The 14755-nt window shown below is 55.5% G+C and carries 13 protein-coding genes; 2 read left to right on the top strand and 11 right to left on the bottom strand.

Annotated features, from left to right (window positions below; all coding sequences use genetic code 11):
* Positions 1-3 precede the first annotated feature (3 nt).
* Entirely contained in the window at positions 4-1146 is a 1143-nt protein-coding gene (locus tag HZS52_RS17865; protein ID WP_190373283.1) for a DUF294 nucleotidyltransferase-like domain-containing protein, read from the top strand.
* A gap of 6 nt (positions 1147-1152) precedes the next feature.
* Here the strand turns inward: HZS52_RS17865 and HZS52_RS17860 are convergent, their stop codons facing one another.
* The 5 genes from HZS52_RS17860 to HZS52_RS17840 all read right to left on the bottom strand — a co-directional run bounded on the left by HZS52_RS17860 (position 1153) and on the right by HZS52_RS17840 (position 7864).
* Positions 1153-2379 carry an EAL and HDOD domain-containing protein gene (locus tag HZS52_RS17860; RefSeq protein WP_223827958.1) on the bottom strand — a complete coding sequence of 409 codons (1227 nt, stop codon included), beginning with the start codon at positions 2377-2379 and terminating at the stop codon, positions 1153-1155.
* Positions 2380-2476: 97 nt separating this feature from the next.
* Complete coding sequence (locus HZS52_RS17855; protein WP_190373281.1) at positions 2477-5221, bottom strand: sensor histidine kinase; 2745 nt, start codon at positions 5219-5221, stop codon at positions 2477-2479.
* A 2-nt stretch (positions 5222-5223) separates the two neighbouring features.
* Entirely contained in the window at positions 5224-5433 is a 210-nt protein-coding gene (locus tag HZS52_RS17850) for a hypothetical protein (RefSeq protein ID WP_190373280.1), read from the bottom strand.
* Entirely contained in the window at positions 5433-7493 is a 2061-nt protein-coding gene (locus HZS52_RS17845; RefSeq protein ID WP_190373279.1) for a 3'-5' exonuclease, read from the bottom strand. The genes HZS52_RS17850 and HZS52_RS17845 overlap by 1 nt, the downstream gene beginning before the upstream one ends.
* Entirely contained in the window at positions 7490-7864 is a 375-nt protein-coding gene (locus tag HZS52_RS17840) for a response regulator transcription factor (RefSeq protein WP_022523646.1), read from the bottom strand. Before HZS52_RS17840 ends, HZS52_RS17845 begins: the two co-directional genes overlap by 4 nt.
* Before the next feature lie 225 nt (positions 7865-8089).
* On the opposite strand from HZS52_RS17840, the gene HZS52_RS24670 reads away from it, so the two are divergent.
* Positions 8090-9238, top strand: a complete 1149-nt coding sequence (locus tag HZS52_RS24670; RefSeq protein WP_190373278.1) for a tRNA-queuosine alpha-mannosyltransferase domain-containing protein — start codon at positions 8090-8092, stop codon at positions 9236-9238.
* A gap of 175 nt (positions 9239-9413) precedes the next feature.
* Here HZS52_RS24670 and nth read toward each other — a convergent pair whose 3' ends face one another.
* The 6 genes from nth to rsxB all read right to left on the bottom strand — a co-directional run bounded on the left by nth (position 9414) and on the right by rsxB (position 14753).
* Complete coding sequence (nth, locus tag HZS52_RS17830; RefSeq protein WP_190373277.1) at positions 9414-10052, bottom strand: endonuclease III; 639 nt, start codon at positions 10050-10052, stop codon at positions 9414-9416.
* A 73-nt stretch (positions 10053-10125) separates the two neighbouring features.
* Complete coding sequence (locus HZS52_RS17825; RefSeq protein ID WP_190373276.1) at positions 10126-10827, bottom strand: electron transport complex subunit E; 702 nt, start codon at positions 10825-10827, stop codon at positions 10126-10128.
* A complete protein-coding gene (rsxG, locus tag HZS52_RS17820; RefSeq protein WP_190373275.1) occupies positions 10824-11459 on the bottom strand; it encodes an electron transport complex subunit RsxG in 636 nt (211 codons plus the stop codon). Before rsxG ends, HZS52_RS17825 begins: the two co-directional genes overlap by 4 nt.
* The gene (locus HZS52_RS17815; RefSeq protein ID WP_190373274.1) at positions 11456-12505 is read right to left on the bottom strand and encodes an RnfABCDGE type electron transport complex subunit D; all 1050 of its coding nucleotides are present in this window, start codon (positions 12503-12505) and stop codon (positions 11456-11458) included. Before HZS52_RS17815 ends, rsxG begins: the two co-directional genes overlap by 4 nt.
* The gene (gene rsxC / locus HZS52_RS17810) at positions 12502-14157 is read right to left on the bottom strand and encodes an electron transport complex subunit RsxC (RefSeq protein WP_190373273.1); all 1656 of its coding nucleotides are present in this window, start codon (positions 14155-14157) and stop codon (positions 12502-12504) included. The genes HZS52_RS17815 and rsxC overlap by 4 nt, the downstream gene beginning before the upstream one ends.
* Entirely contained in the window at positions 14157-14753 is a 597-nt protein-coding gene (rsxB, locus tag HZS52_RS17805) for an electron transport complex subunit RsxB (RefSeq protein WP_027959293.1), read from the bottom strand. Before rsxB ends, rsxC begins: the two co-directional genes overlap by 1 nt.
* Between the last annotated feature and the right edge of the window lie 2 nt (positions 14754-14755).

The raw sequence follows: 14755 nt of genomic DNA, 5'->3' as shown, positions 1-14755 counted from the left end.
CGTATGCGCTTAGTACACCAGGCCTCACCCTGGCGCTCTCTGTTCCATGAGGATGGAACGCTTAATACCTCGGCGCTTAATGCGCCGTTAGACCATCTCTTCTCGAAACTCTCTTCGACATTCCCCTCGCCGCAAACCTCATTAGCTGACGCCTATGCGTGGCAACTGCCGCTGGTCGAAACGTTGGTGCATTACGACCTGCCCGCTTGGCGTATTAGCCAAATCATCAGTGACCACAATGCTTCTCTGTATCGCCAAGCGATAGCGCAATCCCTTGACGAAATGCAGGCGCAGGGGTGGGGCGCTCCGCCAGTTGACTACTGCATACTGTTATTAGGCTCCGCGGCGCGTTTTGAGAGCCTGCTAGGCCCCGACCAGGATAATGCGCTGATTATTGACGATTATCCTGACCATCGCCACGTAGAGATCGACGGCTACTTTCAAGCGCTGGGTGAGCGGTTTACCCAGCGCCTGGATGAGGCCGGTATTCCGCTCTGCAATGGCCATGTCATGGCGCGATGGCCGATGTGGCGCAAACGGCTGAGTGAGTGGCACGCGCAGCTAGACATTTGGAGCGCTGACCGCCGGGTAAAGCGCGTACAACAGACTAATATCTTACTCGATTTTGCCCCGATCGCTGGTAATCCGGCGCTTGCTAAGCAGTTGGGTGAGAGCATCGCTTCGACACTTCCCAAAGCGCCACTGTTTATGGATGAAATGGCGGCGCTACTGGATGAGTTGCCGGTGGCGCTGGATCGCTTTGGGCGGCTTGCCTCAAGCCCGGGCCTGGATGCCCCTCACGAACAAGCCCTTAATCTTAAGCATCAAGGCTTGTTGCCGTTGATTAGCGCTGCACGCTTACTCTGCTTGCGGTACGGGCTGCGCGATATACCCACACGCGAGCGATTGATCGCGCTAAGCCATGCAACGGATGCGCTAACGTCGGCTGAATCGGCGTTGCTTGTAGCCGCTTTTGAGCGACTGCAGCAGCGCCTATTGGATCAGCAGCGGTATAACAAAGCTCGCGGTCAGGCTGCAGATGGCTGGGTTGACCTGCGGCGCCTGCGCGAAGACGAGCGATTACTGCTGAAGTTTGATCTACAGCAGATTAAACGTTTGAGTGCTAGCGCTCAAAGCAGCGTATAAAATAAATCAGCTAGCGTCGGTATAAACAAGCGAGCGCGCTTTAGAAGCCGCTTGGAGCATGACGTCGGGTGGAAAATCTAGAGGAGAAAATTGACTTTCTGCGGCCTCCACATCATTAAGTAACTTACCTAATGAGCCTATACGCTGATTGATAGCATCTTCAATAAAGCGCCCAAGCCTGATTTCATTCTTCATGAGTTCGGCACTAATCCCCAGGATGGTAGGCATTAGCGAGAATAAACCCGCGATAAAGCTTTCCTGTTCATCGAGTCTACGTTGGTCGGCCATCATTTCACATGCAAATGCCCGGGTTAACCCTTTGATAAGGTTAAGCTTGCTCACAGGGCTGTTGTTAGCGAGCATAACAATGGTAACCAGGGTACGTAGCTCCCTCAGCCCTATAATGTGTAAACAATCAATCAGTTTCGTCGTGGGACGACGTGAGCCCTTCTCCGCGGAGTTTGCGCGCTTGAATATTGCGCTCAGTAAGTAAGGATCCCTAGCCACTAACGTACTGATTTCAGAGAGACGCACATTGTCACTATACAGTGCGGAGAGTAGCTGCATTTGATTGGCGCGTGACGTTGAGAGACGAGCTGTTTGAGTTAGTTGGGTTTTGGGGCGCTCATAAAAATAGCCCTGGAAAAGAGTAAAACCTAGCGCTTTACACTGCTTGAACTCTTCCTGTGTCTCAACTCGTTCAGCCAGAAGCGTAATCCCTTCTTTGTGTAGCTTTTTTATTAGGTTTTTAGGTAAGTCGTTGGATATGTCAAATTTGACGATGTCGCAGAAGGGCAGAAATGCATGGTTATGTTCATCTAGGATAAAATCATCTAACGCTAATTTATACCCTTGGCTTTTAATGTAGTGCAAGGCATCAATAACTTCTTTAGTAGGCGAAGTATCCTCGAGAACCTCAATGACTATTTGTTGACTAGGTAGCCCAGTCAGGTCTGGATTGGTGAGCCAGTCTGCAGAAGCATTAATAAACAGCTGGCGTGTGCCGCAAAGTTTATCCAGGCCAATTTCATAGACAGCAATAGCACATGCTCTGGCGGTGGCTTGGACATTATCAAAAACGTTAGCAGTCTGATTCGTTTCATTAGCCCGATAAAGAAGTTCATCGGCGACATGACGTAGCTGAGCATCCACTATTGGCTGGATCGCAATAGTGTACTCATTTGTGTTCGCTTTTTGAGGAAGGTGACACTCATTTTTCATCGGCTCATCCACGACATGCTTCTTTAGGCGAAAGTAGAACTCTGGAGTAAAGAATAACTTAGTTTTAGTGAGCAAGGCTAGCCGTTGTCACCAATAAGAAATCAACGCTTTATGTTGGAGGCGCAGCGGGGAGTTCTAGCGTTAAGCAGGCACCGCTTAAGATTTTAGCATCCTCGACCCAAAGCCGTCCCCCCAGGTGGGCGATAATGCCCCGGCTAATCGGTAGCCCTAAGCCACTGCCCCTTGGCCGACCACGGGGAATATCATCGCCTTGCTGAATTTGATGGAATTTTTCAAATACCCGCTCACGCTCATCTTCGCTAATACCCGCACCGTTATCCTCTACACTCAGACGGAAATGACGCCGATGACGATAAAGTGTGAGGCGCACTTTTGGCTGCTCCCGATCGGCAAACTTACCCGCGTTATCAAGCAGGTTAATAATCACCTGTTCTAAACGATCATGATCGCCAACCACCATCGCAGGATCAGCTTCTAAGCTAACGTCTAGCACTATGCCGCGCTCCTCATGCAGATGCGCAATAGCATCAATGCTATGCCGAGTCAGGGCGGCAAGATCAAGAGGAACGGGGTTAAGCGTTAAACGGCCGCTCTCCAGACGGGCAAGATCCAGAATTTCTTCAATTAAACGTGACAGGCGCTGGCTCTCGTGGACGATCACGCCAAGAAAATGCTGACGTTTTTCATCAGGCAGTTGGTTGCTATCGCGCAATATTTCGGCAAAGGCGCGAATCGAGGTGAGCGGCGTGCGTAGCTCGTGGCTGACCATAGCGACAAACTCATCTTTCAAGCGATCCAGCTCACGCAGGCGCACATTGGCACTACGCAGTTCTTCGCCAATTTGCACCAGCTCCTGAGACTTCTGCTCCAAGCGGCGGTTGTACTCCAGAGTTTGTGAGGTCGTGTCCAGAATGCTCAGAATCGACTCAATATCCAGTGCTTCGCCGCGTACCACCGAGTTGATCAATACTCGCGCTGAGGAGCTACCCAACGCCCCCGCCAGTGCCTGTTCGGCGCGAGTAATCAGCTCCGCGGTGGCGGGCTCGTCCGCTGCATAAGCGCTTTTGGCTCCGCTATGGCTAAATACACGGCGGGTGGTCGGGGTGCCAAGATAGCGAACGAGTAGTTCCTTGAGTGCACCCTGGGTAGTTTGCCCGCGCCATAGTGACGAAGATAGTGAGGTGGTTTGCAAATTGGGGTGCATCGCTTCGGTGAATAGTGCCGCCTGAGTTTGCTCAAGGGGCGTAGGGCGGGTAAACAGCGATACCCCCACCAATAGCCCCACGTTGGCCAACATGCTCCAGAGCAGCGAATGGGTATAAATATCCCAATTTTCGAGCCCGAATAAGCTGTAGGGCACTAGCCAACCGATACCCCATGGCCCCTCGGTGAGCAGTGCTGTATCCAACCAACCGGATTGAGCAAACCCGGGTATTAGCAGGGTATAGCACCAGATCAAGAACCCGGCGATTAAACCAACGGTGGCGCCTTGTCGTGTTGCGCCGCGCCAATAGAGGCCAATCAATAGCGATGGGGCGAACTGAGCCGCCCCGGCAAAGGAGACCAGCCCAATCGTCACTAAACTATAGGAGTCACCAATCAACGCGTGGTAGAGATAGCCAAGCAGTAGAATCAGCACGATAGCGATGCGCCGAATACCCAACAGCCAGCCGGCAAGCTCCCCTTTGGTACTCAGGTGCAGGCGCCGTGAGCGCAGCAGCAGTGGCATCACCAACTGATTGCTAACCATAGTGGAAAGCGCGATTGTCTCCACAATCACCATGCCTGTCGCCGCAGACAAACCACCAATAAAGACCAGTAGCGGCAGCCCTTCTAAACCAGCTGAGAGCGGCAGCGTGAGTACGAAGCTGTCTGGATCACCTGCGCTTACGCCTAACAGCAGGCCAGCCAGCGCAATGGGAATAACGAACAGATTAATCAGCAGCATGTAGAGGGGGAATAGCCAGCTTGCTCTGGCTAAGTGCTGCTCATCGACATTCTCCACCACCAATACCTGGAATTGGCGAGGCAGAGTTAAGAAGGCCAAAAAGGCCAGCACCAGCATGCCCACCCAGCCGGTGACCCCACCAGGAACACTATTCAACCGCATGCTATCGACAAGGGCCGGCGTGGCCGCTACCTGGGCAAACAGCGCGGCGGGGCCTTCAAACATCACAAACACCACGAACACGCCAACGGCCATAAAGGCTACCAGCTTAACGATAGATTCCACGGCGATCGCTGCCACCATGCCTTCATGGCGCTCGCTGGCATCCAGGTGGCGTGTGCCAAACAGAATAATAAACACCGCTAACACCAGGGCGACCCAGAGGGACTTATCCATCCAGAAGTGTTCATCCACCAACGTAGTGTCGGCCGCGCGGGGATAATTGATCAGTACCGCATGGCTAACAGTGATGGCTTTTAACTGCAGGGCAATATAGGGGGTGATGCTAATCAGCGCCATTAGGGCAACCAGTGCGCCTAAACTGGTGCTTTTGCCGTAGCGGGCACTGATAAAGTCGGCAATTGAGGTGATCCGTTGCCGCGCTGCAATGCGCACCATCTTGCGTATAACAAAAGGGGCCAACAGCATCGCCAGCGTCGGCCCCAGATAGATGAGCATAAAACTGGGGCCATACTCAGTGGCGCGCCCTACGCTGCCGTAGAACGTCCAGGCCGTGCAGTAAACAGCAATAGAAAGGGCATAGACCGTTGGCGAGCCAATGATGGAACGACCCTGCTCTGCCCGCCGGTCGCCCCAGGCGGCGACCACAAACAGCAGCGCCAAGTAGCCAAAAGCGGTGCCGAGGATAATCGCCTCACTACGCATGGTTAGCGGCCTGCACGCTGTTCCATCAGCCAGGCGGTTAAGCCGATCACCCCAGCCCAGGCGATAAATAGATAGAGCGGTAGCCAGCCCACGCTAAACGCGGGAAGGCGGTCCACCACGATAATCAGCGGCGGGCAGAACAGTAGCAGGGCAATCGCCACCAGAGCCAATAGGCGCTCTGTTTGGCGTGATTTAACACCGAACGGTTTCATTAGGCACTGGCATCCTGTCGGTCGAAGGCGTTGGCTTGCAGCGCTAACAACTGCTCGAGGGTATCGACGCCGCGGGCTTCTAGGCGTGGCAGCAGAGCTAGCCATAGCTCGGCGGTAACACGGGCATCGCCTAATGCAGTGTGGCGGGTGCCCGGTGGAAAAGCCAGATCATAGCGCTGGGCAAGGCTATCCAGGTCATGTCCATCGAGTGCTTCGTCCAGTGCCCGTGAAATCAGCAGGGTGTCGATCACAGGGATATCAAAAACGACCCCTTTGTGGCTAATGGCAAGTAGATCAAAGGCGGCATTATGGGCCAGCAAGACGGCTTCACCGACATAATCACGAAAGCGGGTAAGCACAATATCCAGCGGCGGCGCACCGACCACATCGGCATCGGTAAGGCCGTGAATCGCGGTGCTAGCCGGTGGGATCGGCCGCTGCGGATCAACTTTTTGATCGAAGACCTCGCTTGCCAATAAACGGGCGTTGACCACGCGGCAGGCGCCAAGACTGATGACGGTGTCGCCTCGGCGTAGCTCAAGCCCGGTGGTTTCCGTATCAAAGGCGACTATTTCCAGGCTGCGCAGTGTTCGGCTGGCCAGCGCTTCATCTGGTGGAGGCAGGTCGGCAATGCCAAAGTCATGGAATTCAGGGCGCGGCGGGGCGGTTTCTCGTGGGGCGCCGACGCGCTCCATGGCGGGCAGGGGGAGTCGCAGGCGTGAATGAACGCCGTCATCGTCGGCAAGGCTCCAGATGTCGCTGGCGTGTTGGCGCAGCACATCCGCGACGCTTGGCGTCAATGGCAGGGAGTTTAGCGGCTGCTGGCGCCACTCCGCCAGTTCGTGTTCAGGGATTGCTTTGCCGCGCCAAATAAGGTCGAGATAGACGCGCTTATTGCCCAGACATATCTCACCCTCAAAGCCACTGTCAGGCAGATGGGTATTGAGGTGTTTGACTAAAGAGTCGAAGAGCGCAATGAGTGCCGGAGCGTCGCCTTTAAACCAGGCTGGCATGCCCACCGGGGTGATTAGGCGGTGCTCCGGATCAAGACGCTCATCCAACGCTTGCCAGAAATCGTTTGACCACATGGGCGTCAAGCGCTCGCCCTGGTGTTGCATGTCGTCGAGTAGCTGGCCGATTTTAGCCACGTTGTCGCCAAGCGTAACGCCTTCCTCGTGGATTACCCGCTCAAAACGCTGGCGTAAAGACGATGTACTGGCGTCATTTTGATCGCGCAGCTGTATCAGCGCATCAGCAGCACTGGTCAGGCTGGCGGTATGCTGGCGAAGCGGTGTCAACATGGCCGCCAGTTCTGCTCTAACGCCCATCTCACTCGACCATGAGGCGGTGGCGTCACTAAAGGTCAGCAGTGTTTCGCCATCGCTACCCGGTACGCGGCGTAAAATGACTTTGAGCCAGCGGTCATCACAGGGAGCGAGTAACTCCCGCGGGGAGCCGTCATTAGGTAGTTGGCCGAGCATTTGCTGTAAGCTCACTACCGGCAGCAGCGCCTCCAGGCGTTTACCCAGCCCTAACCCGGTATTACCCTCAAAGAAGTCCTCGGCTGCCTGATTGAACAGCATGAGCCGGCGGTGGTGATCACACAGTAGCAGCGGTGTTTCGAGCACTTGCAGCAGCGTTTCCAGCTCCTGACGAATACGTGCAGCGCTGCGGGCGCCGTCAGCGTGAGCGGTGGCAAGGCGACTGCGATCTGATCGCCAACTTTCGCGTACTCGACGTAGGTCGGGCCCCAGCCCTTTTAGCCAACCTTCGGGTGGGTGCTCGTCTCGGGCGTCCGGGTTGGCGACCAGGCGTGCCAGCTGCACCTGTAAATGGCGCAGCGGGGTAAACAGCATGCGCTCAAGCAGAAAACCGACTAAAAAAATCGTCGCGCCACCGGAGAAACTGCCTAGCCAGAGAGCGATGCGTGTTACGCCTGTGGGAGCAAGCTTGGCATCCAGCCAAGCGGCGAAAATGGCTCCACCCAGCAGGCTGATGCCGCTAAGTAGCAACCAGAGGCCAATCAGGCGCTGACGCTTGGGCAGCCCGCCTCGGGTCATGGCTGCTCCTCAATCAGTAGCGCTTTGACTTTTTCGACCAACGACTGAGTAGAGAAGGGCTTGGTGATGTAATCATCGGCGCCCAGCGCCATGCCTTTTTCCCGCTCAACGTCACGCCCGTGAGCGGTCAACATAATAATGGGGAGCTGGGCGGTAGCCGCTTCGCTCCGCAGTCGCTCTAAAACGTCAAAACCGCTAATCCCCGGCAAGCTAATATCAAGTAGCAGTAGATCAGGCTGGCTATCATTCACTCTTGCCAGGGCCTGTTCACCATCTTCGGCAGTGACGACCTCAAACCCTGCTTGCTCCATCAGGAATTCTAGCGATAAAACAATGTTGGGTTCGTCATCGACGACGAGCACTTTAGCCATGGAGCTCTCCTGCTTTTATTTGTTTTAACGTTTATTTGTTTTAAAGCTGCATGGATGCAGTCTAGATAGATCTAACAGGTCAGCCAAGACGACCTTGGCCGAATGCATGCAAGTTCAGGGAGCTATTGCATAAGAGCTAGTAAGCGCGCTTTGTTACACTGCTTGCCTCTGTGCCATTGCTTAACATGTTATGGCGTTCCACTGATCTGGCTGTTAGGGCTGTAAATGCGCGTTCTCCTGTTATCTGCCTACGAGGCGGTGAGTCATCGCTACTGGGCACAAAGTTTAATGGCGCAGCTTGAGGAGGTGTCGTGGACGCAGTTGAGCCTGCCGCCACGACATTTTGCTTGGCGTATTCGTGGCAATCCGCTGAGCTGGATGCTCAAAGAGCACGATACTCTCAGCCAGTCGTTTGATGTAGTGCTAGCCACTTCGATGGTTGATCTGGCAACGCTGGTAGGGCTGTTCCCGCATCTGGGTCGAGCAAAAAAGGTTGTCTACTTTCATGAAAACCAGTTCGCCTATCCTGAGTCGAGCGATCAAATGCCACAAGTAGAGGCCAAAATGGTCAATCTCTATACGGCGCTGGCGGCGGATAGCGTGGTGTTTAACAGCGCCTATAACCGTGACTCCTTTATTGATGGCGCGCGAGCTTTTTTGAAAAAAATGCCGGAAAACCTTCCGGCAGCTAAGCCATTAGAAGCGATACGCGAGCGGGCTATGGTATTGCCGGTGCCCATTCCTGATAGCACAGCCCCTGAAAACTTAGCCCCTGAAAACTTAGCACCTGAAAACGTAGAGCTTGAAAACTTAGCATCTAAAAACTTAGCACCTTGCCAGCAAACGGTTTTTCAAAAAATGGTGCCACAGCGAATTATCTGGAATCACCGCTGGGAGTATGACAAAAATCCCGACGACTTCTTCACCGTGTTGTTTGCGTTAAGCGAAGCCGGTGTAGCGTTTGAACTGGCGGTGCTTGGTCAGCGTTTCCGCCAAGTCCCCGCTATTTTTGCCGAGGCCGAGCAGCGCTTAGCCAAGCATATTGTGGCTTGGGAGCCACAGCCGGAGGAGGCCTACCGTGAGTTGTTGGATAGCGCGGATATTGTGGTTTCGACCACTTGGCATGAATTTCAGGGGTTGGCGATCATGGAGGCGGCCCAGCGCGGGGCGTTGCCGCTGGTGCCTGATAGGCTCTGCTTCCCGGCGCTTTATCCGCCTGCCTATCGCTATGACGGTACCCGGGAAGGGCTTTACGACCGGCTCAGTGCTTGGCTTAACGATCCAGCGACTCGCCCTGAACTACTTGATACTACTGCTTGGGAGTGGCCCGCTTGGCGTGAGGCTTACCGCCAGTTGCTGATGAGTTCGACTTGATGGCCTAGCAGCCTGTCGGACTTAACACTGATCTACTGCGAATCCCGGTATTTTGGCCAACTTTATTCGATCGATTTCGTTAAATAGCGCGCTATTCGCCTCAATCGATCGATAAATTTGGCTCAAAATCCGTGCTTCTCGCGACGATCGTTCAAGCCCGACAGGCTGCTAGCCGTTAAGCCGGTTCGGTTTTGTCTTTGTAGTCGCACAGATCCTCGATAATGCAGCTACCACAGCGGGGTTTGCGCGCGATACAGGTGTAGCGGCCGTGCAGAATTAGCCAGTGGTGAGCATCGTGCAGAAACCCTTTTGGCACATGGCGCAGCAGTTTTTGCTCCACCTCAACGACATCTTTGCCTTTAGCGATGCCGGTGCGATTGGATACCCGGAAAATATGCGTATCCACCGCCATGGTGGGCTGACCGAATGCCGTGTTGAGAATCACATTGGCAGTTTTACGGCCTACGCCGGGTAAGGCTTCCAACGCTTGGCGGGTGTTGGGCACTTCGCCACCGTGCTGATTAACGAGGATGTGGCAGGTTTTCATCAGGTTTTCTGCTTTGGTGTTGTACAAGCCGATGGTTTTGATATGCGCTTTAAGCTCATCGATACCTAAATCAATAATCGCTTGGGGCGTGTTAGCGACCGGGTAGAGCCGCGCCGTGGCTTTATTGACGCCTACATCGGTGGCTTGAGCAGAAAGCAGTACGGCAGCCAGCAGCTCAAAGGGCGTGTTCCAGTTAAGCTCGGTGGTGGGGTGCGGGTTCTCTGCCTGAAGGCGAGCAAAGATTTCATGACGCTTTTGGGCATTCATGGCGGGTCTCTTAATAAATACGCGTTATAAATACAAGCAGTTGCTTACATGTGTACTTTCGGCATCTTGCCAACTATTTAATCGTGCCGGTAACCCGTACGCGGCGCTCAGTTCGGGGGGCTGCCGCGACTGGCTTGGCACGGGCAGCATTGCTTTGATCGATAACGTTTTTCAGCGCGATTAACAGGCCCGCCACAAAGAACGCGCCGGGCGGCAGCACGAAAAACAGGAACTGGTAGTCGTCGGCAATCGTCAGCTGCCAACTGGCCGCTTGCGGCCCAAACAGTAGCGCCATATCGCTAAACAGCGTGCCTTGTCCCAGCAACTCGCGCAGAGCGCCAAGTAACACCAGTACCGCAGCAAAACCCAACCCCATCATAAAGCCATCAATGGCCGCTGGAAGCACCGGCTGGCGGGAAGCAAATGCATCGGCTCGGCCAAGAATGGCGCAGTTGGTCACGATCAGCGGAATAAAAATCCCCAATACCTGATAGAGCGGGTAGGCGTAGGCGGCCATGAGCAGTTCAGCGCAGGTAACAAAAGCTGCAATCACCATTACGAAAGCGGGCAAGCGCACCGCGCTGGGCACCTGGTGACGAATCAGCGAAATCGCCGTGCTGGCGCCTACCATTACCAGTAGCGTGGCCAGCGCCAGCCCCAGCGCATTGACGACATTTCCACTCACGGCTAGCAGCGGGCAAAGTCCCAGCAGTTGCACCAGCGCGGGGTTATTCGACCAAAGGCCGCTTTGGGCTAGTTCGCGCCACTGGCTCATAAGGTGGGCTCCTCAAATGACATCGGTAGCGGTGTATCGGCGGCGTACTGAAGCGCTTTATGGACAGCGTTGACCACGGCGCGGGGCGTAATCGTTGCACCGGTGAACGCATCAAAGTGACCGCCATCTTTAGCTACCGCCCAGCCTTCTGGTGGCAAGCTATCTAACCTTAAACCATTAAACCCGGTGATCCAGTCGCTGCGGCTGCGCTCAATGTCATCGCCTAGCCCAGGCGTTTCCTGGTGCTGGGTAACGCGCACGCCGCTGATACGCTGCTGCTCATCAATGCCAATCAGTAGGCGGATTTCGCCGTTATATCCCTGGCGGGTTACCACCGGTAAGATCACAGCGCTGCTACCCTGATTGCTTACCCACCAACCTTGGCTATCGCTTGCAAGCCCAAGCGCTTGTGGGTTGGGAAGGGTAAAGGTGCTCTCCAGTACCTGGGTGACGGGGGTATTCGCCAGCGCTTGGGGCAGTACTTCCTGCAACTGGCGGTGTTGGTAAGCCAAGTGATGTGTCTCTATACGTTCGGCGGTTAGCGCGCGGGTAAGCGCGACACTGCCGGCGGTAATCAGTGCAAAGGTGCCCAGCGCGAAGGCGCCACGCCGCATGGCCTGGAGCAGCGTCATGGCTGTTCTCCTGGCTTACCCGGTGAAGCTTTTTGCTGGCCAGTGGGCCGCGGCACGCTATATATATCCAGTAATGGTACGCACAGGTTCATCAGTAAGACCGCAAACGCCACAGCATCGGGGTAGCCGCCAAAGGTGCGAATAATGATAACCAGCGCGCCGATCCCCGCGCCATAAATAAGTTTGCCGCGTTGGCTGGTGGCAGCGGAGACCGGGTCGGTGGCAATAAAGAACGCCCCGAATAGCGTTGCCCCGGTGAGCAGGTGAAACAGCGGTGAAGCAAAGTGGCTGGGGTCGCTGAGATAAAACAGCGTGGCCAGTAGTACTAGGCTGCCAAGCATCGCGATCGGAATATGCCAACTAATAATCCGCTTCGCTAACAACACCACACCACCTACTAGCCAAGCAAGTGCTACCCATCGCCAGGCAGTTAGGGTTCCATTCGGCAGTGGGTTAGCCGCCCAAAACTCGCTGGCAAGCACGGCGTCCCCTTTGTGCTTAAAAGCATCTAGCGGTGTTGCGCCGCTCAAACTATCTAGTTGGGCGGTCGGTAGAGTTCCGGTGATTTGCGCCCATAAATCATTAGGTAGCATTTCCTGGGGCGGTGCCCATAGCGTCATGTAGGTAGGAAACGACACCAATAGCAGCGCATAGCCCACCATGGCGGGGTTAAACGGGTTATGCCCCAAGCCGCCGTATAGCTGCTTGGCGACTACAATTGCCGCGATCATACCCACGCCGACAAGCCACCAGGGGCTAGCGGGTGGCAGTGACGTGCCCAGCAAAACGCCGGTAAGCAGGGTACTTGAGTCATTCAGCGTCACACGAATGGGGCGCTTGCGTAGCCGTAGCACGGCGGCTTCAAGCGCAACACCAAAAGCGGCGGCTAACAGTACATTGCTGATAACTCCAAGGCCAAAGAAGTAGCTCATGGTGGCGATGCCTGGCAGGGTTGCTGCAATTACCCAGCGCATTAAGCTTGCCGTTGGTGGCACCGCGGTTGCCGTCATGGCATCTTTAACGCCTGAGGCGTGCATCATGCTCATGGCGACTCCTCGCTAGACTGCTGTTCGCGCGCCTGGGCAAGCTGCAACTCGGCTGCTTTCAAGTTCTCCTGGGCGGTGGCAAGCTGCATTTCTAAGTCATCCAGGGATTGTTTAGGATCTTCCTGAGCGACGCGCGCCAGGGTTTTTTCAGCCTTTTTGACCGATGCTTTGGCGGCGGCATGGGCGATGCGCAGACCGCGTAAGTCGACCTTTTCGCTGTTGGTTGCGGCAGTGTTAGAAGGGCGCCGCTGTTGCGCCTGGCGGGCTTGCTTGCGTGCCTGTTTCTCAGCCTCCTCCCGAGCAAGCCGCGCTTGGCGAAACTCAAAACGGTGCTTGGCGTGCTCCGCTTTTGCTGTCTCAATTCGCTGCAGGCGTAACCGGCTTTTAGCTTCCCGGTAATCCACCACGAGCGGAATATGGCTGGGGCAGACGTAGCTGCAGGCACCGCACTCAATGCAATCAAATAGGTGGTAGCGCTCAAGCTTGGCATCATCCTGAGCGCGGGCGTACCAGTGCAGCTGTTGCGGCAGCAGTGCTACCGGGCAAACGCTTTCGCACTCACCGCAGCGAATACAGGGCGATTCTGCTGGGGGCGGCGGTAACTCTTCAAGCGTGGCCGCGATTAAGCAGTTGGTAAGCTTAGTGACCGGCGTATCGAGCGTTAGCAGTGGCGCGCCCATCATGGGGCCACCTTGAATCACTTGGTGTAACTCTGGGGTATTTAACCCTGCCTGCTCCAGCAGCTCTCTAACCGATGTGCCCAGACGCACCCAGCGATTGCCGGGCTGGGTGATGGCCTCTCCAGTCAGCGTGACCACCCTGGAAACCAGCGGCTGACCATCGCGCACTGCGTATAGTATCGCCAGTAGCGTGCCTGGGTTGTGACACAGTACGCCAACATCAGCAGGCAGTCCGTCGCTGGGTACGTTGAGGTCTAGCAGTTTTTTAATCAGCTGTCGTTCGCCGCCGCTAGGGTAGCGGGTGGCGATTACGTTCAACACGACGGGGACTGGCTGACTGTTGGTTAGGGCTTGCTTCAGCGTGCCAATGGCCTCGGGTTTGTTATCCTCAATGCCTATAACGATGTGCTGTGCGCCACACAGTTTGGCAATTATCTGCGCACCTTCGAGCACTTCTTTAGCGTGGTGGCGCAGGGTTAGGTCATCGGCGGTGATATAGGGCTCGCACTCGGCGGCGTTAATCACCAGGGTGTGAATCGTATGTTGTTCGACCACCCGCGCTTTAATATGGGTGGGAAACCCGGCGCCACCTAAGCCGACGATGCCGCTCTCGTTTAAACGCTCAAGCAGCGCGTGGGGTTCGACATTTTGCCACACCAATGGTGGCAGTCGAAGCCACTCATCTTGCCCATTACCGTCAATGCTGATTTGGGTAGTGCTAACCTCGCTCACTGTACCGCTAATACTGGCGTGCAGGGCGCTAGAGACCATACCTTCACGTTTGGCAATCACGCTGCCCACTTTTACCGCATTTCCTTGCGCCACACAGGGCGTCGCTGGCTGACCGCTGTGCTGCTGTAGGGGGAGAGTGACCCGGCAGGGCAGTGGCGCTTCAATCAGCGCGGATTGGTTTGAACGCTGTTTGCGTTCGGGGGGGTAAATCCCTCCCGGGAAGTCAAAGGCGTTCGACATCAAGACACCCCTGAAGCGGGTTGGCGGTCGCTGGCAATCATGTTTGATGAGTGCGCCACTACCGGCTGCCACTGGGTGAGCGGGGCTGAGCGTGGCAGCATATCGATACAGTCCACGGGGCAGGGGTCAAGGCAGAGATCGCAGCCGGTGCACTCGTCTTCAATCACGGTATGCATTAATTTAGCCGCGCCGATAATCGCGTCGACCGGGCAGGCCTGGATGCACTTGGTGCAGCCAATGCACTCCGCTTCGCGAATAAATGCCACCTTGGCTTCGCTTTGCGCTTCGCCATCCAGGGGCTCAGGGTCGCGCCCGAGAAGATCGGCAAGGGCGTGAATCGTCGCTTCGCCACCCGGAGGGCATTTATTCAGCGCATCACCCTGGTTAATGGCTTCAGCGTAAGGGCGGCAGCCTGGGTAGCCGCACTGGCCGCACTGGGTTTGCGGCAGTAGCGCATCAATTTGCTCAACTAGCGGGTTATCTTCGCGCTTAAAGCGCTCGCTCACCAAGCCCAGCAGAGCGCCAAAACCGATACCCAAGCCGGTTAATACCGCGACGGCGCTGAGGATTCCAATGATATCAATGGTGCTATTCATTG

This window comes from Vreelandella titanicae (genome assembly GCF_014697095.1).
Classification (GTDB): Bacteria; Pseudomonadota; Gammaproteobacteria; order Pseudomonadales; family Halomonadaceae; genus Vreelandella; species Vreelandella titanicae.
Note: the sequence above shows the minus strand (reverse complement) of the source record. Positions and strands in the feature narration are given on the sequence as shown.

What these genes read in the sequence shown, in the direction of transcription:
- HZS52_RS17865 (WP_190373283.1), top strand. Translation starts at nt 4, where the DNA reads ATGCGCTTAGTACACCAGGCCTCACCCTGGCGCTCTCTGTTCCATGAG.
- HZS52_RS17855 (WP_190373281.1), bottom strand. Translation starts at nt 5,221, where the DNA reads ATGCGTAGTGAGGCGATTATCCTCGGCACCGCTTTTGGCTACTTGGCG.
- HZS52_RS17850 (WP_190373280.1), bottom strand. Translation starts at nt 5,433, where the DNA reads ATGAAACCGTTCGGTGTTAAATCACGCCAAACAGAGCGCCTATTGGCT.
- HZS52_RS17845 (WP_190373279.1), bottom strand. Translation starts at nt 7,493, where the DNA reads ATGACCCGAGGCGGGCTGCCCAAGCGTCAGCGCCTGATTGGCCTCTGG.
- HZS52_RS17840 (WP_022523646.1), bottom strand. Translation starts at nt 7,864, where the DNA reads ATGGCTAAAGTGCTCGTCGTCGATGACGAACCCAACATTGTTTTATCG.
- HZS52_RS24670 (WP_190373278.1), top strand. Translation starts at nt 8,090, where the DNA reads ATGCGCGTTCTCCTGTTATCTGCCTACGAGGCGGTGAGTCATCGCTAC.
- nth (WP_190373277.1), bottom strand. Translation starts at nt 10,052, where the DNA reads ATGAATGCCCAAAAGCGTCATGAAATCTTTGCTCGCCTTCAGGCAGAG.
- HZS52_RS17825 (WP_190373276.1), bottom strand. Translation starts at nt 10,827, where the DNA reads ATGAGCCAGTGGCGCGAACTAGCCCAAAGCGGCCTTTGGTCGAATAAC.
- rsxG (WP_190373275.1), bottom strand. Translation starts at nt 11,459, where the DNA reads ATGACGCTGCTCCAGGCCATGCGGCGTGGCGCCTTCGCGCTGGGCACC.
- HZS52_RS17815 (WP_190373274.1), bottom strand. Translation starts at nt 12,505, where the DNA reads ATGAGCATGATGCACGCCTCAGGCGTTAAAGATGCCATGACGGCAACC.
- rsxC (WP_190373273.1), bottom strand. Translation starts at nt 14,157, where the DNA reads ATGTCGAACGCCTTTGACTTCCCGGGAGGGATTTACCCCCCCGAACGC.
- rsxB (WP_027959293.1), bottom strand. Translation starts at nt 14,753, where the DNA reads ATGAATAGCACCATTGATATCATTGGAATCCTCAGCGCCGTCGCGGTA.